Origin of the sequence: Bradyrhizobium septentrionale (assembly GCF_011516645.4) — a bacterium.
GTDB lineage: Bacteria > Pseudomonadota > Alphaproteobacteria > Rhizobiales > Xanthobacteraceae > Bradyrhizobium > Bradyrhizobium septentrionale.
The window spans coordinates 9,040,161-9,060,157 of the sequence record NZ_CP088285.1 but is presented as its reverse complement, the minus strand read 5'-3'; the positions used below and the strand labels follow the sequence as shown (position 1 = coordinate 9,060,157).

The window sequence follows — 19,997 nt, the reverse complement described above, 5'->3', positions numbered from 1 at the left end:
TTTCTATCCGTTTGTACGTGATGGGGAAGTGGGTGCGAAAGTCGGGCCGTTGGGCTTGATACGGATGCCGGGACGCAAATGTTTCCACGGCAGCGTAGCGGTATCGGCCGGCATCGCGCCCGGCGCGGCGCAGATCAGAAGCTTTTCGGCGATCGGCTCGAAATCGGCGCGGAAATGCACCGAGCTCTTGTTGACCAGGATCTTCTGCGCCGTCGGCTCGATGCCGACATAGCGGTACATCGACTGGTCGGCAAGCTGGGCCTTGTAGGAGCCGACCACGACGCGGACGTCGCCGATGCGCAGGCAGGCGGAAGGTCCCATATCCATGTCGCGGCCGCCGAAATAGGGGCCCGGTGCAACGAACTTGCCGTCCGACAGTTTTTCGACCACGAAACTCTCCCGGTATGGCGCGTCACCGGGAATGCCGGACTTGCCGCCGAGTTCGAGCGTGACGGTCGCGCCGATCCCGGCGGTGTGTGCGGCCTTGGCCGATTGCGGGTCGTAGATCACGCCGGTCGCGGCGCTCGCTCTGTTGCGCACCAGCGCGCGCAGCATGCCTGTGGTGTCGGAATCGCCGCCGGCGCCGGGATTGTCCTGGGTGTCGGCGATGATGATCGGCTTGCTTGCCGACTTTGCCAGTTCCATCGCCAGCTGGACGCCTTCGTCGGGCGAGTAGATACGGCCGTCGAAATCGTCCTCATGGCTTTCGACGAGGGCGACAATCTTGTCGGCGGCGGCATCCGCATCGGCCTGGGTCCGGCCATAGGCGAACACGCTCGGCCCGCAATCCCGGAAATCGGCCGCCGGGAAGCCCGGCGCAAATGACAGCGTCGGCACCGCGTCGCTCTCGAGCGCGGCGAGCTGTTGATAGATGCCCTTGGTCGGCTGGTCGTTGGTGCATTGCCAGCTGATCGGGATCAGGAACGGCAATTGCCGGAACGCCTTTGCGAAGCGTTGCTTTGTTTTCAGCAGCAGCGCCAGATGCCTGGCGCAGGCGCGGCCGGTGTCGGCCATGTCGACATGCGGATAGGTGCGGTAGGCGATCAGCGCATCGGCGTGCTCGATCATCCTGGGCGAGACGTTCGCATGCAGATCGAGGCTCACGACCAAGGGGAGGTCGTTGCCGATCACCTTGCGTACGCGGGCGAGGACCTCGCCTTCACCGTCGTCATTGTGCTCGGCGACCATGGCGCCGTGCAGGTCGAGATAGAGGGCATCGATCGGCCCGGCGGCTGCGATGCCGTCGACCATTTCGGCCACGATCCGCTCATACGCATCTTTGTTCACATGCGCCGATGGGCTCGCCGCCGCGAAAATCGTCGGCACCAGCTCCCAGCCATTGGCTTCCGCCGCCTCGACAAAACCGGCGAGGCCGACATTGATCTTGCGCATGATCTTGAGCACATCGGCCCCATGCGTCATCGACGGCCAGCCACCGCCATGCACGAAGTCGTCATAGGTTGCCTTCGTCGGCGCGAAGGTGTTGGTCTCGTGCAGGAAGCCGCCAACGGCAATGCGGGTCATCAAGTTGGTCTCGATACGCTTCTTCGACCATGATGCGATTGGAACGGCCCGCGCCACGATCTCGTCTCGTTGGTTGGAGCGCGATCTTTCGGAGAAGCTGGTATCCACCTTCCGGCTCACGCTCTAGCGCGCGACGTTAAGCGTGTCGTCGCGCCCAGCGCAAGCCGGGGAGCACTACCGGATTTGCATGCCCTATGGGCGTAAAGGCCCAAGGCCAGGTCATAAGGCCAGGTCATAAGGCCAGGTCATCAAGGCTAGGTCGTAAGGCTGCGGCTAAAGACTTAGGCCGTCGCCACAATGCCTTCCGAAACCGGGCGGAAGTTCGCAAAATCCCAGCCGCGGCCGGGTGCGGCATCAAGTAGCGCGCGGGTATAGGCCTGCTGCGGATTGGTCAGCACCTCGGCCGCTGGTCCCTGTTCCACGACGCGGCCGCGCTGCATAACGGCGACGTCGTCGCAGATTTGTGCGGCGACGCGCAGATCATGCGTGATGAACAACAGTGCGATGCCCAGACGCTGCTGGATTTCGTCAAGCAGGTTCAAAACCTGCGCCTGCACCGAGACGTCGAGCGCGGACACGGCTTCATCCGCCACCAGAACGTCGGGATCGAGCGCCAGTGCGCGTGCGATCGCGATGCGCTGGCGCTGGCCGCCGGAGAACTGGTGCGGGTAGCGTGAGATCGCGTCGGGCGGCAAATGGACCAGCTCGAGCAGCTCGCGGGCCCGCGCCAGCGCGTCCTTGCGCGGCATGCCGTAATTGATCGGGCCCTCCGCGATGCTCTCGCCGACGGTGATGCGCGGATTGAGCGAGCGGTAGGGGTCCTGGAAGATGATCTGGATCTTCTGGCGATGCGGCTGCAACAGCCGGCGCGACAGGTCGGAGATCTCGCGGCCGGCGAGGCGCACGCCGCCCGAGGTCGGATCGATCAGGCGGACGATACAGCGCGCCACCGTCGATTTGCCGGAGCCGCTTTCGCCGACGATGCCAAGGGTGCGGCCCTTGCGCAGAGTGAGCGTGACGTTGCTGGCGGCCGCGACTTCACGGGCTTTGCCGTACAGCGACCGCTCCCGGTAGACCTTGCTGAGCTCGTTGGCCTCCAGCACCACCGGCTCGGTCGTCTCCGGGCGTGGCGCGCGCGGCACCAGGCTCGGCACCGAGGACAAGAGATTGCGGGTGTACTCCATCGTCGGATTGCGCAGCACGTCCTGCAGCGGGCCGGTCTCGACCAGCCGGCCGTGCCGCATCACCGAGACGCGATCGGCGATCTCGGCGACCACGCCCATGTCGTGAGTGATGAACAGCACCGCGGTGCCGTGATCGCGCTGCAGGTCGCGGATCAGGGTGAGGATCTGCTTCTGGGTGGTGACGTCGAGCGCGGTGGTCGGCTCGTCGGCGATCAGGAGCTTCGGCTCCAGCACCAGCGCCATCGCGATCATGATGCGCTGGCGCTGTCCGCCGGACAGGCGGTGCGGGTAGGACGAGAAGATACGCTCCACGTCCGGCAGCCGCACATGCTCCATCATTGCCAGGATCTTCTGGCGCCGCGCGCGGGCGTCGAGATCGGTATGGGCGCGCAGCACCTCGTCGATCTGGCGCCCGACCGGCACCACCGGGTTGAGCGCGGTCATCGGCTCCTGGAAGATCATCGCCATCCGCGTGGCGCGAAGCTGGCGCAGCCGCCGGTCGCTGGCGGTGAGCAGCTCCTCGCCAACCAGTTTGACGCTGCCGCCGGACGGCACCAGCGTGCCCTTCTGCAGTAGGCCCATCACGGTCAAGGAGGTCACCGACTTGCCCGAGCCGCTTTCGCCGACCAGGCAGAGCGTCTCGCCTTCGTGCACCTGCAGCGAGAGGTCGTCGATGATGCGGTGCGCATCCTGCTTGCGGCCGAGGCCGACGACGAGATTGTTGATGTCGAGGACGACGTTGGTCGAGCTGGTTGCGGTCACTTGCCCTCACGCTGTTTCATGCGGGGATCGAGCGCGTCGCGGGCGGCGTCGCCGATCAGATTGATGCTGAGAATGGCGATCGAAAGCAGCAGCCCCGGCCAGAAGATCAGCGACGGCTTGACCTGGAAGTAGGCGCGGCCCTCGGCCATGATGTTGCCCCAGGTCGGCGTTTCCGGCGAGATGCCGGCGCCGAGGAACGACAGGATCGCCTCGGTCAGGATCGCGGATGCGCAGACATAGGTGCCTTGCACGATCAGCGGCGCGATCGTGTTCGGCATCAAATGCCGCCACATGATCTTGGGCAGGCTGGAGCCGAGCGAGATCGCAGCCTCGACATAGGGCTCCTCGCGTGCGGTCAGCACCACCGAGCGCACCAGCCGCGCCACGCGCGGGATCTCGGGGATGGTGATCGCGACCATCACGGTCCAGATGCTGGCGCCCGACAGCGACACCACGGCGATTGCGAGCAGGATGGCGGGGATCGCCATCAAGCCGTCCATCACGCGCATCAACACCGCGTCGACCCAGCGGAAGAAGCCGGCGACGAGGCCGATCAGCAGCCCGATAGCGATCGAGCAGACGGCGGCGCCGAGCCCGATCACCAGCGAGATCCGTGCGCCGTAGATGACGCGCGACAACAGGTCGCGTCCATAGGCGTCGGTGCCGAGCAGGTATTGCGCGCTCGACGGCTTCAGCCGCTGCGACGGCGTCAGCAGCAGCGGATCGTGCGGCGCGAGCAGCGGCGCAAAGATCGCCATCAGGATGATGAGGGCGAGACAGATCGTCGCAACCGCGATGATCGGCGTCGAGGTGAGGAAGCCGAGCTTGACGCGGAACGGCCGGGTGACGGGGATAGAGGATTCGGGAAGGGTTTCGATCGCCATTGCTCAGTACCGGATACGAGGATCGAGCAGGGTGTAGGCGAGGTCGATCAACAGATTGACCGCGACATAGATACCCGACGTCAGAAGGATCATCGCCTGGATCACCGGATAATCGCGCGCCAGCACCGCATCGACGGTGAGGCGGCCGATGCCGGGCAGGTTGAACACACTCTCGGTGACGACGACACCGGAGATCAGGAGTGCGAATCCGGAACCGATCACGGTGATGACCGGAACCGCGGCGTTGCGCAGCGCATGGCGCAGCAGCACGCCGGTCTCGCCGATGCCCTTGGCGCGTGCCGTGCGCACGTAATCCTCACCCAGAACATCGAGCATCGAAGCCCGCGTCATGCGCGCGATCAAGGCGACATAGATGAAGGAGAGCGTACAGGTCGGCAGGATGATGCGCTGGAAGAACGGACCGAAGCCGGCCGAGATGCTCTTGAAGCCCTGCACCGGCACCCAGCGCAGATCGATCGCAAAGATCTGGATCAGCACATAGCCGATCACGAACACCGGCACCGAGAAGCCGAGCACCGAAAGCCCCATCACGAAGCGATCGATCCATGTGCCGTGCTTCCACGCCGCGATCACGCCGAGCGGCACCGCGACCAGGATCGAGAGGATGATGGTGGCGAGCGCGACCGAGATCGAGGGCTCGAGGCGCGGGCCGATCATCTCGAGGATCGGCTTGTTCGAGATCAGGGAGACGCCGAGGTCGCCGTGCAGCAGCTTGGCGACCCAGGTGTAGAACTGGATGTAGATCGGCTCGTTGAGACCAAGCGAGGTCCTGATGCGTTCGAGTTGTTCCGGCGTCGCATTGTCGCCGGCGAGAATTGCGGCGGGATCGCCCGGCGTCAGCCGCAGCAACAGGAACACGAACAGGGCCACCACGCCCATCACGGGAACGGCGGCGAGGATGCGGCGGATGAGATAGCCGATCATCGTTGCCATCTCCTCCCATCCGATGGTGCGAAGCGAAGGCTGGGCCGCATCATAGTCATGGTGTCCCCGTGATGTGTCTCATGCGCTTCTGCATCTTCTCTCAAGGCTAGCGCGAAAGTGATGAATTTGCAGGCAAATACTGTGCCAATGGCGACGCTATATCAAGGTGCGGTTCAGCCCGTTGAAAGCCTCCCTTGGTCTGAAGCTGCTCTATCCGAAGCTGCTATTTCGAATTGCACATTTCGTCATGCGCCACCGACCTGAAACGACAGGTCGATTCACACTCTCATCACGCCGCACCAGTTGGCGACGAACAATGCGATGCTCTGCGTTGTCTTGCGAAGGCTGTCGAGCTCGACGCGTTCGTTGAACGCATGCGGGCCGATGCCGTAAGGACCATAGCAAAGGGCAGGGATGCCGTAGTCGACACGATAGTAGCGGGTGTCGTTGACGGCCGTGGATAGGCGCTCCTGCATTGGAGCCTGGAACACGGAGTGATGGGCGGCAGACAGAGCTGCTTCCGCTTCGCTGCCGGGCTCGCACACCGCCGGGTCTGCCTGAAAACCACTCCACACGAGCTCAGCCGGATTGTCGGACAGGAAGTCGTCGGCCTTGTGCGCCTCAGTCAGGCATTCTTCGATGCCACGCATCGCCTCTCGCGGTGTCTCGCCCGGCAGGAGACCGAGCCGGCAATCCAGCTCGCACCAGGCCGCGGTCGAACTGGCCCAGTCGCCGCCTTTGATGATCCCGACGTTGAACTTGATCGGATTCTTGACGCTGCGGAACCAGCTGTTGTCGAGCGCTCGGGCATTGAGCGTTTTGGTGTAATTCTGGAACGCGCGCACCAGATGCATCGCCGACAGGATGGCGCTCGTACCGGCCTCGGAATAGGCGACATGCACCGGCGTGCCGCGCACGCGCAGGCGAAACCAGATGGCGCCGACCTGGGCGCGCGTCAGCGTGTGTCCGGTCGGTTCGGGAATGAGGCAGGCGTCGGCGCGATAGCCGCGCATCAGAGTGGACAATGCGCCGTTGCCGGTGCTCTCTTCCTCGGTCACGGTCTGCAGATGGACGCGCCCGCCCGGGGCATATCCGGCGTCGCGGATAGCATCGAGCGCGAAGATCATTGCCGAGACACCGGCCTTCATGTCCTGCGCGCCACGCCCGAACATCCAGCCGTCGTGCACGGCGCCTGCGAACGGCGGCTGGTCCCAAAGGTCAGCGGGCCCCTCCGGCACCACGTCGATATGACCTTGCAAGATCAGGCTGCGCCCGCTGCCTTTGCTGTTCTTCGTCGCAACAACCTGCTGCGATCCGGCAAGATCGATGCCGTCCATTGGCGCAGCCTTCGGATGGCTCATCAGGTTGACGTCCGCAAGGCTGAACACATCGACGTCGTAGCCGCGCTTTGCGAACTGCTCGGCCAGCCAAACTTGTTGCGGCGCTTCCTGTCCGCGCAAGCTGCGGAACTGCACCATGCGCGACAGGAACGCGATCTGATCGTCGAAGTTTCGATCGACGGCCGCGCACAGCTCTGCGGCAATCTGATCCGGCTTGGTCAACGTCTCAGTTGTCATGTCGCGCCTTTCGTGGAGCCCGGCGCAGAAGCCTGAGCATTGACTGTCTTGGAAAGACGGCGCACGAAGTCGGCGCAATGTCATGCGTGCCCGCCACCCCAATGCGCATTGTCCCCTCCCGAGATGAAGCGCTTTTCCCCGTTGTGACGCTAGTCCTAGTCACGCGGCGTTTCTCGGCGAATTCCGACTTGGCCACACGCAAATACGCTCATATTCTTCCTCTCCGGCCGGATAATTAGGGGAAAGCTGCGTGGGTGGTCTCGGTCGTATCGACCTGCGACGGCACCATTGAAGGCGTGTCGAGGTCGCTCCAATCATCGATCGCCCCTGCTACCATCTGCGCCGTCGCGGCCGAGAGCGTCCAGCCGAGATGACCGTGGCCCGTATTGTAGAACACGCCCGGAATCCGTCCGGCGCGAACCACCGGCATCATGTTCGGCATCATCGGGCGCAGGCCCGCCCACGGCACGATCGCCGACGTGTCGATCCCTGGGAAATGATGTCGCACCCAGTCCACCAGCGGCTGGATCCGGTCGGCGCGAATGTCGCGGTTGAAGCCGTTGAACTCGGCGGTGCCGGCGACGCGGAAGCGGTCGGCGCCGAGCCGGCTGGTGACGATTTTCGCAGCTTCATCGAGCAGGCTTACGGTCGGCGCAGCGTCGCGGCTTTGCGGCGCATCGAGCTGCACCGTGATCGAATAACCCTTCACCGGATAGACATTGACGCGGTCGTTGAGCATGCCAGCGAAGTGGCGGCTCGCGACGCCGGCGCAAATCACGATCCCGTCGGCCTGCAACTCATGTCGCGTCGCGAAGTCGGCATCATGCGAAGCGGCAGCGTTCCAACTGACACGGAAGCCATCGTCGCCGCGCGCGATCGCATCGACATCGGCTTCGTGGATGAAGGCTGCGCCGCGGCGGATGCAGGCGTCGGCAAGCCCGCGGGTGAACTTGTGGATATCGCCGGTCGCGTCCGACGGCGTGAAGAAGCCGCCATAGCAGGCCGTCTGCAGCGCGGGCTCGAGGCTGCGGATTTCGTCAGCGGTCACCGGCCGGCGGTCGAGCCCGCCTTGCTGCAGCAGCGTGTTGACCCGCAGGCCCGCTTCGAAGGCGGCCTTGTCGTGATAGACGTGCAGGATGCCGCGGCGTTCGAGATCGAAGGCGATGTTCTCGCGCTGTGCGATCGAGAACAGATGCTTGCGCGCCTCAATGGCGAGCCGCGTGGTCTCGATGGTGTTGCTGCGATAGCGGCCGATGTTGCCGACGAACTCACTGATCCAGGAATACTTGTGCCAGCTCGGCTTCGGGTTCATCAAGAGCGGCGCATCGCTCCTGAGCATCCAGCGCAGACCCTTGAGGATGGTTGCGGCGCTGTTCCAGACTTCCGCGTTGCTGGCGGAGAGTTGTCCGCCATTGGCGAACGAGGTTTCCATCGCGGCGTAGCGATGCCTGTCGAGGACAGTCACCCGGTAGCCGCGTTCGAGCAGGGCATAGGCCGTCGTCACGCCGGTGATGCCGGCGCCAATGATCGCAATGTGAGGCATGATGGTCTTCAGGCTCCCGTGGGTTAGAGTCGCCGAACCACCGGTGAAACCGGCGTCGGCGCCCCATCTGTCACGGTACCTGAGAGCTTGATCCGCATCGGGTCGGAGCCCAATAGCGAACTATCCCCTTCGGTGGACGTCACGGCCCTTGATGTGCGGCCATGTCCGTCTCTCTCCAGATCGTCCTGACGATACAGTCCTTCTGCCTGAGAGTTTCCGGGGCGGTTGCTCCGTCGGCGCCGAAGCCAACAACACGCATGTTGTCGCTTCGATCTCTCCCGCATCGTCGTGTTGGACGGCCGGACCGTAGGCGAAGCCTGAAAATTGGACAAGGCTAAATTTCGATCCGGCAGTGCCAACGTGTTGTGCAGTGCAAATCGATGTCAGTCCAGCGTCGCCAGCAGCGCCGCCATCAGGCGGCCGCGCTCGGCGAGGCTGTCGACCTCGATATGTTCGTTGAGCGTATGCGCGTCGGCGCCGCGAACGCCGAGGCCGTCGAGCGTGGGGATGCCCATCGCACCGGTGAAGTTGCCGTCCGAGCCGCCGCCGGCGCTGCCATGCGGCAGATCGAGGCCCATCGCCGCCGCGAGGCCCTTTGCCTTTTCATAGAGCGCCATGGTGCCGGCATCCGGCTCCCACACCGGGCGGGTGACGCCGCGCGTCACGTTGAAGGTCACGTCGTTGGCGGTGCCGGACAGCGCCAGCATGCGCTCGACGCCGCGATCGAGATCGGCCTGGCGCTTGGCCATGCTGAGCGCTTCACCGGTGCAGGTCGTCGCAACGCAATTGACCCATTGGCCGCCATGCACGACGCCGACCGAGAACGTGCAGTCCTCGGTGGTCATGCCGTCGATGGCGATGATCTGCCGCGCCATCTCGCGGATCGCGGAGCGACCCGAAGACAACGTCGCGCCGGCATGGCTCGGCTTGCCTGTTGCTTCCAGATTGAAGCGCGCGATCGCGTAGCGGCCGGTGACGACGCCGTTATTCGGACGGCCGGGCTCCGGCACTAGCACGTATTTGTTGCGCGCGGCTTCTGCCTCGATGATGTCGCGCGTCGACGGCGTGCCGACCTCTTCATCGGGTGTGAACAGCACCGTGATCGGCAGCGGCGTCGTGAAGGCGGCGCGCGCCAATTGTCTGATCGCCTCGACCGACAGGTAGTTGCCGCCCTTCATGTCGAAGATGCCGGGCCCGAAACATTTGTTGCCTTCGCGCCGCCACTTCAGCTTCTCGATGGTGCCGACCGGGTGCACGGTGTCCAGATGACCTGATATCAGGATGCCGGGCTGGCCTCGCTTCGGATGAGGAAAACGGGCGCGGACGCAGCCGGCAAAGCCCTGGCGTCCCGCGATGCGCTCGATCGTCGCACCCATGATCGCCATCTCGCGCGCGGCAAGGTCGAGCATGCGTTCGACTGCCGCCGAATCCCAGGTCGGGCTCTCGCATTCCACCCAGCCGCGCAGGCCCTGCAACATCGCTTCGGAATCAAAGGGAAGATTGGCTGGGTTCATCGTTTTTCTCTCTTGTTGTTTTGATCGCGCCGGCATCGCGCGCGCGTTACGAAAATCTCAGCCGACGAATTTGTAAAGCCAAAATCTGGCGCGCGGCCTCATTCGTTTGTGTACGTCCGATCTCGCCCGAAACCGATTGACGCGCATTGCGCTTGGTGCAAGTCTCGATTTCACAAGCCATACAGCATGTTAGTTCGCCTAAATAACGAACCTCATGCATAACGAATAAGCCGGCTTTGACCAGTTTCACGTCAGGAGAGATTGCATGTTCCCTATCTCGCGTTGGAAGCACCGCACGCTCGCGGCTGCGTTGACGGCGCTTGCACTGTCGTTCGCGCCGCAGGAATTGTCATTTGCACCGCAGGCGATGGCTGCGGGCAAGACCATCACCGCGGTGATGCACTCGGATCTGCGCGTCATCGATCCGATCATGACCACCGCCTACATCACCCGCGATCACGGCTACATGATCTATGACACGCTGCTGGCGACGGATTCCAACTTCAAGATCCAGCCGCAGATGGCGGACTGGAAGGTCTCCGACGACAAGCTGACCTATACGTTCACGCTGCGCGACGGCCTGAAGTGGCACGACGGCGCGCCGGTCACCGCGGAAGACTGCGTCGCCTCGCTGCAGCGCTGGGGCAAGGTCGACGGCATGGGCCAGAAGCTGATGGACTTCGTCGCGAGCCTGGAGGCGACCGACGCCAAGACCATCACGCTGAAGCTGAAGGAGCCCTACGGCCTCGTGCTCGAATCGATCGGCAAGCCGTCGTCGCGTGTACCGTTCATGATGCCGAAGCGTCTCGCCGAGACGCCGCCGGACAAGCCGATCCCGGAACAGATCGGATCCGGACCGTTCAAGTTCGTGCAGGCGGAATTCCAGCCGGGCGTGAAGGCGGTCTATGAGAAGAACAAGGACTACGTGCCGCGCAAGGAGCCGGCGAGCTGGACCGCAGGCGGCAAGGTCGTCAAGGTCGACCGCGTCGAGTGGATCACGATGGCCGATGCGCAGACCGCGGTGAACGCGCTGCAGTCCGGCGACATCGATTTCATGGAACAGCTTCCGTTTGACATGCTGCCGGTGCTCGAAGCCAATCCGGATCTCAAGATCGACGTGCTCAACAAGTTCGGCTTCCAGACCCTTGGTCGCATGAACTTCCTCTATCCGCCGTTCGACAATCCGAAGGTACGCCGCGCCGCGTTCCTGGCGATGAACCAGAAGGACGTGCTCGACGCGCTGGTCGGCAATGCCAAGTACCAGAAGATCTGCGGCGCCTTCTTCGTCTGCGGCACGCCGCTGGAGACCGACGTCGGTGCCGAGACCTTGGTGAAGGGCAGCGGCATGGCGGAAGCCAAGAAGGCGCTTGCCGCGTCCGGCTATGACGGCACGCCCGTCGTGATCATGGGGCCGGGCGATGTCACCACGCTGAAGGCCCAGCCGATCGTCGTGGCGCAGCAGTTGCGCGATGCCGGCTTCAAGGTGGATTTCCAGGCCACCGATTGGCAGACCGTCGTGACCCGCCGCGCCAGCCAGAAGTCGCCGAAGGAAGGCGGCTGGAATATGTTCTTCACCAACTGGGTCGCAGCCGACGTCGCCGATCCGATCGTCAACGCGTCGATCACCGGTCGTGGCAAGAACGGCGGCTGGTTCGGCTGGGCCGAAGATCCGAAGATCGAGGAGCTGCGCGACAAGTTCGCGCGCGCTGGCTCGGCCGAGGAAAAGAAGAAGATCGCCGCTGACATCCAGACCGAGGCCTACGATCAGGTGATCTACATTCCGCTCGGCCAGTACACGGTTCCGAGTGCCTGGCGGAAGTCGTTGACCGGTGTCCTCGACGGACCGGCGACGCCGATCTTCTGGAATATCGACAAGTCCGAGTAGGCTTGCGGTCTTGCTAACGACGAATGGCCGGGCGTTGTCCCGGCCATTTTTCGTTTCGAACTGTCGCTTCTAGAGCTCCGGATCTGATTGAATCAGAACCGAAGCTCTAGCTCCTTGTTTGACGCGTTTTCTTCACGCGAACCGGTGCCCACTTCGCTCGAAAACGCTCTAGTGTCAGTGACCCGATTTCGCGTCGCTCGCACTCGACAGGCTGGAGAGCTGTGTCGGCCCGACAGCCGCGCCGTTGATCCAGACCGCTGTTCCTGCGGCGAGTGCTAGCAGTCCGTACAGCATGATCGCGCGACGAATCCATCGCCGGTAGATCACGCGCTCGTCGGGCGTCGCGTCGTGGAATGTCTGGGCATTGAGCCCGTTGCTGCAATGGGCCGCGTCGTCGCCATGCTCGAGAATGGAGGCGCCTTGATCGCGCGCCCTGTCGCCAGCAATTCGATTGCAGTTTGCAATCTCCATCACCGATCTCCGACCAAAATTGATTTCGAAATGCGACGGCCGCGAAATATGCGGCCGGAATTTCCATCGCGCCAAGACAATGCATCGAGACTACGACACGCCGCGATCCCGGCTTGTGAACCGCGCCACAGCCCGGGAAACACGATCAGGTGATGCTAGCAATGTGATACCGCGCCTGCCGCCCAAGCCGTCGGCAGGCGCGTGGCATGCCAACGCGGCTGGCGATGTCTTAAGGTTCCCGTCAGAATCGCGTCGTAACCTGACCGCCAGCGTGTGTACCGATCGCGACGGGTTCATGGCCGACGACGATAGCAGGCCCGCACCAGCTGGCGGGCAGCAGCCAAAGCCGACCGATGAGCGGCGCAGCGGCTCCCGTCGCCGCGTCCTCAAATCGGGGGCGATCGAGTTCGGCAATGAAGCGATACCCTGCACGGTCCGAAACCTTTCTCCGCAGGGGGCCTGCATCGAAGTCAATTCGCCGCTGTGGTTTCCCGACCGCTTCGTCCTCGCCGTCGACGGCCAGCGGCACACCTGCCGGGTCATCTGGAAGAAGGAGCGGCGGATCGGTCTGGGGTTCGCGTGAGGCTCGGCCTGCCGAGCCGTAGCTCGCCGCAACCGCATCGCTTTCGCCTGGCTGGCGGTGGCGCCAACGCTATTCATTTCGCGAGCGAAGGCTGGTGCGGGCGGTGGGAGTCGAACCCACACGACGTTGCCATCGAGGGATTTTAAGTCCCTTGCGTCTACCAGTTCCGCCACGTCCGCATTGCGCCAGGCGCGCCGATTTCTAGCGCGTTTGAGCGCGAAGTGGAATTGTCATTATCCGGTGCTAACAGGTGCGGTTTCAAAGACTTAAACAGTGGCCTGCAATTCCATTTGCTTCGGCCGCCCCGCATTGGGATAAGCAGCGCGCCGCCGCGATTGAGCCTCAATCCGGACACCGGTGGCTGGTTTAGGCAATCTCAACACTGTCTGACTAAGAAAGCCGAATGTCTGTTCGTTTCCCACGCCGCTCAAAGCCGTCGCGCGCGGCGGCCGTCATTGTGCTGCTCGCCTCGGCCGCGGGCGTTTCCGGCTGCGCGCAGATCGGCGATACCATGTCACCAGCGTTCGCCGATCCCGCCAAATACGACCTCTATGATTGCAAGCAGCTCGAGACCGAGCGCAAGAGCCTCGCGACCAGCGCTGCGGATCAGGAAAAGCTGATGGCCAAGGCGGAGACCGGCGTCGGTGGTACCGTGGTCTCCGAGATGGTCTATCGCAACGAGCTGATCTCGATTCGCGCCCGGCAGAAACTTGCCGATCAGGCCTGGCGCAGCAACAAGTGTCATGAAAGCCCGCCGGACGAGACCGCTGCGGCCGCAGCGCCCGCCGCGCCGGCGCCGGCCGCGAAGGGGGCACGCGCCCCGCGGGGCGTCGTCCACTAAGCTCAGCGCTTTCGAGCGAAGCCGATCGCCGGTCGCGCGCTCAGCTGACGGCTCAGACGCGCCAGTCGTAGATCCAGTCCTGCCGCGCCAGCATGCGCTGCGGACCGATGGCGCGGATCGCGAGATCGCGCGTGATCGCGAGCGGCCCGCGCAAGTGATAGATGCGGCCCTGCTGCCGCGCCATGCGCTGGACCTTCAGCACGCGCCTGCGCCGCATCTCGGCGTAGCGCTTCAGCGCGGCGGGAATGCCTGAGGTGTTTTCCCCGGTGCAGTCGCTGAGCGCCTTGGCGAGCACGGCGGCATCCTCGATTGCCATGCCGGCGCCCTGCGCGGCGAACGGCAACATCGCATGCGCGGCATCGCCGAGCAGCGTCACCGCGCCTTCGCTCCAGCGGCCGATGTCGGGCAGGGTGAATAGCGCCCATTTGCGCCAGCCGTCGACGGCGCCGATCAGCATCCGCGCGGTTGCGGGCCAGCGCGCCGTGGCGAACGCGCCCTTGATCTCGTTGATGTCGCCGGGTGCGCTCCAGCCCGGCCGGTTCCAGGTGCCTGAGACGATCGCGACCACGTTGATCTGGCGCCCACCCGAGATCGGATAGGCCACGAGATGGGCGTCCGGCCCCATCCAGAGCTGGACGCGCGGTGCGGTGTATTCACGCGGCAGGGCGGTTGCGTCCAGCGTGCCGCGCCAAGCGATCAAGCCGGAGAATTTCGGCTGTACATCCGGAAACAAATGCCCGCGCACGGCGGACCAGATGCCGTCGGCGCCGATCAGCGCGACGGCCAATTCCTCCTGCCGTGCATTGCCGCGGCGCTGCACCACCGTCAACCCCTTGGCGTGCTTTGTGACATCCTCGAACTGGCAGCCGAGCCGCAGGTCGATATCGGGATGGTCGTTGACCGCGGCCTGCAGTGCGGCTTGCAGGTCGGCGCGGTGGATCACCCAATAGGGGGCGCCGGCGCGGAACTCGGCCGCCTGGCCGAGCGGCATCCGCGCGATCTCGCCGCCGGCCCGCGCGCTCAGAATGTTGACGGATTCAGGCGTGACCGCGCGCCGCGCAAGTGGTTCCTTGAGCCCGAGCCCGACGAGGATGCGGCTGGCATTGGGAGAGAGCTGGATGCCGGCGCCGGCTTCCTCGAGCCGCTCGGCCTTCTCCAGCACGACGACGCGAAAGCCTTGTGCGGCCAGTGTCAGCGACGCCGTCAGTCCTCCGATCCCGGCGCCTGCAACGATGACGGTTCGCGTCAGCGCCACGGAGCGGTCAGGCGACCTTGTCTTTCAGCACGCATTCGGGCGGCCGCGCCTCGCCGGCAGCGAGGTCGGGCGCGAAGCGATACAGCGTCGAGCAGTACGGGCAGATGATCTCGCTGTCGTTGCCGAGGTCGAGGAACACGTGCGGGTGGTCGAACGGCGGGTTGGCGCCCACGCACATGAACTCCTGCGATCCGATTTCGATCACCGAGACACCGGCATCGTTATGGAAGTGCGGGACGACGTGGTCGGACATATTCTCACCTTGGTGGCAACGATGGGCAGACGCAATCGACAGCATGCGGCATCGCGAAATGCCGCGCACCATACTGGCGGGAACAGTTGATTCCTAGAGCCCAGACGGCTCATTTGCTCATGCAAATTCGACACAATCTTGTCGTCCCAGAGAAGCCCTTCTTTGGTCGGAGCCGTTGTGTCGCAAAAACGGCACACTATTTCCAAGGCGAGTTAAACTTGAGGTTTCAAGCGGAATGAACGGGGTTCGCCTCAGTTTTGCGGTGGCCGGTCTGGCAATGAGCGCTGCCATCGGCGCGGTCATTTGGCCGCATGCCCGTGACGCCGGCACGATCCTCGCCGCGCGGGACGATCCCGCTGCGCTCGCCGACCTCAGGATCAATTCCGTGCTGCGCAACAACCCGGCGTTGATTTCGGACAATATCGAGGCGGCGCTGGCCGCGGGGGATGCCGACCTTGCGACGAGCTTTGTCGCGCTCGCCGCCGAGCAGGACATCGCGCTCGGCGATGATCTCACAAGGCGGGTCGACGACGCGCGCGCCGAGCAGTCGTCCACCACGCATTTCGCCAAGGGGTTCGCCACCGGCTTCGTGACCGGCAACGCCGACGATGTCGCAAGCCTGTCCGGCACGGTCGCTGGCGACCTGTTCGTGTTCGGCGATGTCAGGGACGTCGTGCGCGAGGGCAAGCATCTCGTGATGGGCGAGGACACCGACCAGCTGGTGCTTGGGCTTGCGGCCGCCGGGCTCGCGGTGACGGCGGCGACCTATGTGTCGGTCGGTGGCGCCGGGCCGCTGCGCGCCGGGCTGACGCTGGTCAAGGATACGCGCAAGGCGGGACGGCTGAGCGAGGGACTGATCGAATGGGCCGGGCGTTCGACCCGCGAGGTCGTCGACCAGCCGGCGCTGCGCGAGGCGGTCGCCACCGGCTCGGTGCTTCGCCCGGCAGAGACCGCAACCGCGATCCGCGCGGCGTTCCGCGCCGAGAAGGCCGGGGCGCTGGTGCGCGTCGCCAAGGACGTCGGACGCGTCGGCGAGGCCGCCGGGATTCGTGCCGCACGGGACACGCTGAAGGTCGCTGAGAACCCGCAGGAGATCGCGCGCGCGGCCCGCCTCGCGGAGGCGAAGGGCGGCCAGACCCGCGCGATCCTCAAGCTGCTCGGCCGCGGCGCGCTGCTGCTTGCGGTCGGCACGTTCAATCTCACCATGTGGCTGTTCGGCGCGCTGCTTGCGCTGTTCGGCTTCCTGTCCTCGATCAAGGCGATCACCGAACGGGCTACCGCGTGGTGGCTCAGACGGGGCAAGGCGCGGCGCCTGCGGTGGCAGATGTCCGCTCAGGTTGCGCTGGCGGGTTCCGCTGCCCAAGGCTAAGCTCGCGGTCGGCTTTTCGATCGCCAAACTCAATCCCAAAAAAACAACGGAATGGATGATGCCGAGTTTCCATCACGGCGACGTTGAAATTGCCTATATCGACGAAGGCGAGGGCGAGCCGATCGTGCTCGTGCACGGCTTCGCCTCGAGCAAGAACGTCAACTGGATCTATCCGACCTGGGTGTCGGATCTCGTCAAGGCCGGCCGGCGCGTCATCGCGCTCGACAATCGCGGCCACGGCGAATCCGCCAAGCTCTATGACGCCGCGCAGTACGAGATCGCGATCATGGCGAGCGATGTGATCGCGCTGATGGATCATCTTGGGATCGCGCGCGCCGACATCATGGGCTATTCGCTGGGCTCGCGGATGACGGCGATCCTTGCGCTCGAAAATTCCGATCGGGTGCGCTCGGCGATCCTGGGAGGCATCGGCATCGGGCTGATCGAGGGCGGTGGTCCCGGCGAGACCGTAGCCCTCGCGCTGGAGGCGCCGGCGCTCGACGATGTGACCGATCCGGTCGGCCGCACCTTCCGCGCCTTTGCCGATCAGACCCGCTCCGACCGCCGCGCACTCGCCGCCTGCCTGCGCGGCTCGCGCCGGCTGATGACGCGCGTGGAGGCGGCCGGCATCCGCGTGCCGGTTCTGATCGCAGTCGGCAGCAAGGACGAGATCGCCGGCTCAGCGGCGGCGCTCGGCAGGATCATTCCGGGTTCGGAGGTGCTCGACATCCCGAACCGCGATCACATGCGGGCGGTCGGCGACAAGGTCTACAAGACCGGCGTCATCGACTTCCTGTCGCGGCGTAAATAGCTCGTCGGCTTCGTTCTCCGCATCGTCTTTGGCGAAGGCGCGCGCCGCCGCGATCAGCACCACGAAGGTCGCAAGCCACACCATGCGCGCGCCGTAGCGGTCGTGCGGACCCGAGATCACGCCGCAGATCGCGGCATTGCCGAGCAGCGCGAGCGTGACGGTGCCGGCGAGCAGCGTGAGGTCGTCGAGCCGCCGCTGCCACAGCCCGCGGCCGAACAGGATCACGACCACAAGCATCGAGGCCAGTGCGACCGGCACATGGATGCGGTTGATGGCGGTGAAGTCGAGGCGCCAGCGCTGCTGTCGCGCGGCGCGCATCGGCGCGACCTGTTTGGGAATGTAGCGCGCGATGATGCCGTAGGTGTGCGGGATCCAGCCCGAGGAGCCTTCGCCGGTTGCGACATGCATCAGCTGGTCGACGGTGGCTTCCAGCGCCGCCTTGGCCTGCCATCCCGGATATTCGGCCAGCGAACGCTCCACGATATAGCCCATCTCGTCATTCAGTCCCTGGAAGCGGCCGAGCGTGTTGAACATGCTGTGGCCCCACAGGAAGTCGTCGGCGGTCGCCGGCAGCTCGTCGCGATAGGGGCAGAGCTTCAGGTTCTCCTTCGCGCAATGGTCGCGCAGATATTGCGTCACGATGCCATCCTGCAGCATGCGGCCGAAGGCGACGCCTACGCCGCCGGGCGTCCAGGCAAGCTGCCCGGACAGCGCGAAATTCGCCGCCAGCAGCATCGCCGCACCGGCGACGGCGGTCAGGCTGCCCTGCACGAGGCCCGCGATCGGGATGCGCCGGCCGAGCCACGGACGCAGCATCCAGCCGGCGCAGCACAGGCCGAGCAGCACGGCGAGCGTCGCGCTGTGCGTTGCGGCCGAAAATGCGATGAAGCCAAACAGCACCGCCTTCTCCAGCGCCGAAATCCGTTCGCCATGCAGGATGAGGATGAAGAGTGCGAGCACCGCAAGGCCGGCAAAGATGTCGGTCAGCAGCATGCTCGCGAGCCATGGCAGGGCTGTGGTTGCGACCAGCGCGAGGCTGATCGCGATCAGCCGGACCGGCCGGGCGAGGTCGAGCACGCGCAGCGTCAGCTGCAGGATCCACAGCGTCGCCAGGGTCTGGATGCCGAGGTTGAGCCAGAAGCTGGATGCCTCGCCGACATGGAGGTAGATGCCGAACACCGTGGACCGGCTCGGCACCAGATAGCCCTCGTACCAGCGCGCCAGATAGCCGCCGGTATCCCATTGGAGCAGCGGATAGCCGTTCCAGAAGGCAGGGGCGAGCAGGAGCAGGGGGATGGCGATGGTGGCGATCCAGACCGACCGCGCGTCGGTCACGCGGGCGCGTAAACTCCGGGTATTGATGATGTTGCCCCCTTTTTATTGGGGCCGACCATGCCCAAAACCACACTCGCGACGAAATCCGCCAATAGTTGCAGAAGCACGGCTTGATTTCGGCAAAATCCCGACCAACTCCCTTAGACGTCGGCCCGGGGGTGTTCGGCTGAGGTTTACCGTACCGAGCCATCCCGGGACGCGCTGGGTCCATCGTGCTATAACGCACATCAGAACAACCGAATTGCGAGAGCAGCCATGGCAGTTCATCAGGTCAGTCCGCAGGGGGGAAAGCTGGCGGCGCTCGATCCGATCTGGGATCGAATCCGCGGCGAGGCGGAAGACATCCTGCGGCGCGAGCCGGAACTCGCATCCTTCATCTATGCGACCGTGCTGCATCATGAGCGCCTGGAAGATTCGGTGGTCCATCGCATCGCCGAGCGGCTCGATCACGCCGCGCTGTCGGGCGACCTGATCCGCCAGACCTATGACGAGGCGTTGCGCGATGCGCCCGATATCGGCAACGCCTTCCGCGCCGACCTCGTCGCCGTCTATGATCGCGACCCCGCGACCTCGCGCTTCATCGATCCCTTGCTCTACTTCAAGGGCTTTCACGCGCTGCAGACCCATCGTCTCGCACACTGGCTGCATCAGAAGGGGCGCAAGGATTTTGCGTTCTACCTGCAGAGCCGCTCGTCGGCGGTGTTCCAGACCGATATCAACCCGGCCGCCAGGATCGGCCGCGGCATCTTCCTCGATCACGCCACCGGTTTCGTCTGCGGCGAGACTGCCGTCATCGAGGATGATGTGTCGATCCTGCATGGCGTCACGCTCGGCGGCACCGGCAAGGAGAACGAGGACCGCCATCCGAAGATCCGCCACGGCGTGCTGATCGGCGCCGGCGCCAAGATTCTCGGCAATATCGAGATCGGTCATTGCGCGCGCATCGCGGCAGGCTCCGTCGTGGTCAAGCCTGTGCCGCACAACGTCACGGTTGCGGGCGTGCCGGCGAAAATCGTCGGCGAAGCCGGATGTGCGGAGCCGTCACGCACCATGGACCAGATGCTCAACGCGATCGGTCTTTGATTTCACTCGTTTTCTGACCGCGGCGCGTTTTTCAGCGAAGTGGGCACCGGTTCGCGTCGGGAAAGCGCGCCAAACCAAGAATCGTGTGCGCAACATCACGTCGCCAAAGCCTGAAAAGGCTCTGGCGATCTTTGCCGTCTCGTCCTAAAACTCCCCCGAAAATCATCGACCCGATTGG

At 64.5% G+C, this 19,997-nt stretch carries 16 protein-coding genes, 1 tRNA gene, 1 pseudogene and 2 riboswitches; of the genes and pseudogenes, 6 read left to right on the top strand and 12 right to left on the bottom strand.

Going from position 1 to position 19,997, the window contains the following annotated elements:
• Positions 1 to 3: 3 nt before the first annotated feature.
• From HAP48_RS45555 to HAP48_RS45525, 7 genes are all read right to left on the bottom strand, one after another.
• Positions 4 to 1,524, bottom strand: coding sequence for a M81 family metallopeptidase (locus tag HAP48_RS45555; RefSeq protein ID WP_166206655.1), 1,521 nt, complete (start codon positions 1,522 to 1,524; stop codon positions 4 to 6).
• Between the two features lie 281 nt (positions 1,525 to 1,805).
• A complete protein-coding gene (locus tag HAP48_RS45550; RefSeq protein ID WP_166206653.1) occupies positions 1,806 to 3,470 on the bottom strand; it encodes an ABC transporter ATP-binding protein in 1,665 nt (554 codons plus the stop codon).
• Positions 3,467 to 4,354 carry an ABC transporter permease gene (locus HAP48_RS45545; protein WP_166206651.1) on the bottom strand — a complete coding sequence of 296 codons (888 nt, stop codon included), beginning with the start codon at positions 4,352 to 4,354 and terminating at the stop codon, positions 3,467 to 3,469. Before HAP48_RS45545 ends, HAP48_RS45550 begins: the two co-directional genes overlap by 4 nt.
• 3 nt (positions 4,355 to 4,357) lie before the next feature.
• Positions 4,358 to 5,299 carry an ABC transporter permease gene (locus HAP48_RS45540; RefSeq protein WP_166206649.1) on the bottom strand — a complete coding sequence of 314 codons (942 nt, stop codon included), beginning with the start codon at positions 5,297 to 5,299 and terminating at the stop codon, positions 4,358 to 4,360.
• Between the two features lie 278 nt (positions 5,300 to 5,577).
• Entirely contained in the window at positions 5,578 to 6,876 is a 1,299-nt protein-coding gene (locus tag HAP48_RS45535) for an ArgE/DapE family deacylase (RefSeq protein ID WP_166206647.1), read from the bottom strand.
• Positions 6,877 to 7,111: 235 nt separating this feature from the next.
• On the bottom strand, positions 7,112 to 8,419 hold the full coding sequence (locus tag HAP48_RS45530; protein ID WP_166206645.1) for a D-amino acid dehydrogenase: 1,308 nt from the start codon (positions 8,417 to 8,419) through the stop codon (positions 7,112 to 7,114).
• 65 nt (positions 8,420 to 8,484) lie between these two features.
• Positions 8,485 to 8,600, bottom strand: a riboswitch (glycine riboswitch).
• 3 nt (positions 8,601 to 8,603) lie between these two features.
• Positions 8,604 to 8,710, bottom strand: a riboswitch (glycine riboswitch).
• A gap of 92 nt (positions 8,711 to 8,802) precedes the next feature.
• Positions 8,803 to 9,933, bottom strand: coding sequence for a M20/M25/M40 family metallo-hydrolase (locus HAP48_RS45525; protein ID WP_166206643.1), 1,131 nt, complete (start codon positions 9,931 to 9,933; stop codon positions 8,803 to 8,805).
• A 265-nt stretch (positions 9,934 to 10,198) separates the two neighbouring features.
• Here HAP48_RS45525 and HAP48_RS45520 point away from each other — a divergent pair, with 265 nt between their 5' ends.
• Positions 10,199 to 11,818 carry an ABC transporter substrate-binding protein gene (locus HAP48_RS45520; protein ID WP_166206641.1) on the top strand — a complete coding sequence of 540 codons (1,620 nt, stop codon included), beginning with the start codon at positions 10,199 to 10,201 and terminating at the stop codon, positions 11,816 to 11,818.
• Between the two features lie 174 nt (positions 11,819 to 11,992).
• Here the strand turns inward: HAP48_RS45520 and HAP48_RS45515 are convergent, their stop codons facing one another.
• On the bottom strand, positions 11,993 to 12,289 hold the full coding sequence (locus tag HAP48_RS45515) for a hypothetical protein (RefSeq protein ID WP_166206639.1): 297 nt from the start codon (positions 12,287 to 12,289) through the stop codon (positions 11,993 to 11,995).
• 295 nt (positions 12,290 to 12,584) lie between these two features.
• Between HAP48_RS45515 and HAP48_RS45510 the strand changes: the two genes are divergently transcribed.
• Positions 12,585 to 12,872: a PilZ domain-containing protein gene (locus tag HAP48_RS45510; RefSeq protein WP_166206636.1), complete on the top strand. Its 288-nt coding sequence runs from the start codon at positions 12,585 to 12,587 to the stop codon at positions 12,870 to 12,872.
• A gap of 92 nt (positions 12,873 to 12,964) precedes the next feature.
• Here HAP48_RS45510 and HAP48_RS45505 read toward each other — a convergent pair.
• A tRNA-Leu gene (locus HAP48_RS45505) sits at positions 12,965 to 13,051 on the bottom strand.
• A gap of 224 nt (positions 13,052 to 13,275) precedes the next feature.
• Here HAP48_RS45505 and HAP48_RS45500 point away from each other — a divergent pair.
• Positions 13,276 to 13,713 (top strand): twin-arginine translocation pathway signal, encoded by a 438-nt coding sequence (locus tag HAP48_RS45500; protein ID WP_166206634.1) that lies wholly within the window; start codon positions 13,276 to 13,278, stop codon positions 13,711 to 13,713.
• 52 nt (positions 13,714 to 13,765) lie between these two features.
• On the opposite strand, the gene HAP48_RS45495 is transcribed toward HAP48_RS45500, so the two are convergent.
• Positions 13,766 to 14,968 (bottom strand): FAD-dependent monooxygenase, encoded by a 1,203-nt coding sequence (locus tag HAP48_RS45495; RefSeq protein ID WP_166206632.1) that lies wholly within the window; start codon positions 14,966 to 14,968, stop codon positions 13,766 to 13,768.
• 7 nt (positions 14,969 to 14,975) lie between these two features.
• Positions 14,976 to 15,221, bottom strand: a complete 246-nt coding sequence (locus tag HAP48_RS45490) for a zinc-finger domain-containing protein (protein ID WP_029081532.1) — start codon at positions 15,219 to 15,221, stop codon at positions 14,976 to 14,978.
• 235 nt (positions 15,222 to 15,456) lie between these two features.
• Between HAP48_RS45490 and HAP48_RS45485 the strand changes: the two genes are divergently transcribed.
• Positions 15,457 to 16,590, top strand: a complete 1,134-nt coding sequence (locus HAP48_RS45485) for a hypothetical protein (RefSeq protein WP_166206630.1) — start codon at positions 15,457 to 15,459, stop codon at positions 16,588 to 16,590.
• Positions 16,591 to 16,648: 58 nt separating this feature from the next.
• Positions 16,649 to 17,401 carry an alpha/beta fold hydrolase gene (locus HAP48_RS45480; protein ID WP_166206627.1) on the top strand — a complete coding sequence of 251 codons (753 nt, stop codon included), beginning with the start codon at positions 16,649 to 16,651 and terminating at the stop codon, positions 17,399 to 17,401.
• 15 nt (positions 17,402 to 17,416) lie between these two features.
• Here HAP48_RS45480 and HAP48_RS45475 read toward each other — a convergent pair.
• Positions 17,417 to 18,736 (bottom strand): annotated as a pseudogene (locus HAP48_RS45475) (hypothetical protein); the annotation flags it as partial.
• A gap of 255 nt (positions 18,737 to 18,991) precedes the next feature.
• Here HAP48_RS45475 and cysE point away from each other — a divergent pair.
• The gene (cysE, locus tag HAP48_RS45470) at positions 18,992 to 19,819 is read left to right on the top strand and encodes a serine O-acetyltransferase (RefSeq protein ID WP_166206624.1); all 828 of its coding nucleotides are present in this window, start codon (positions 18,992 to 18,994) and stop codon (positions 19,817 to 19,819) included.
• Positions 19,820 to 19,997: the final 178 nt, after the last annotated feature.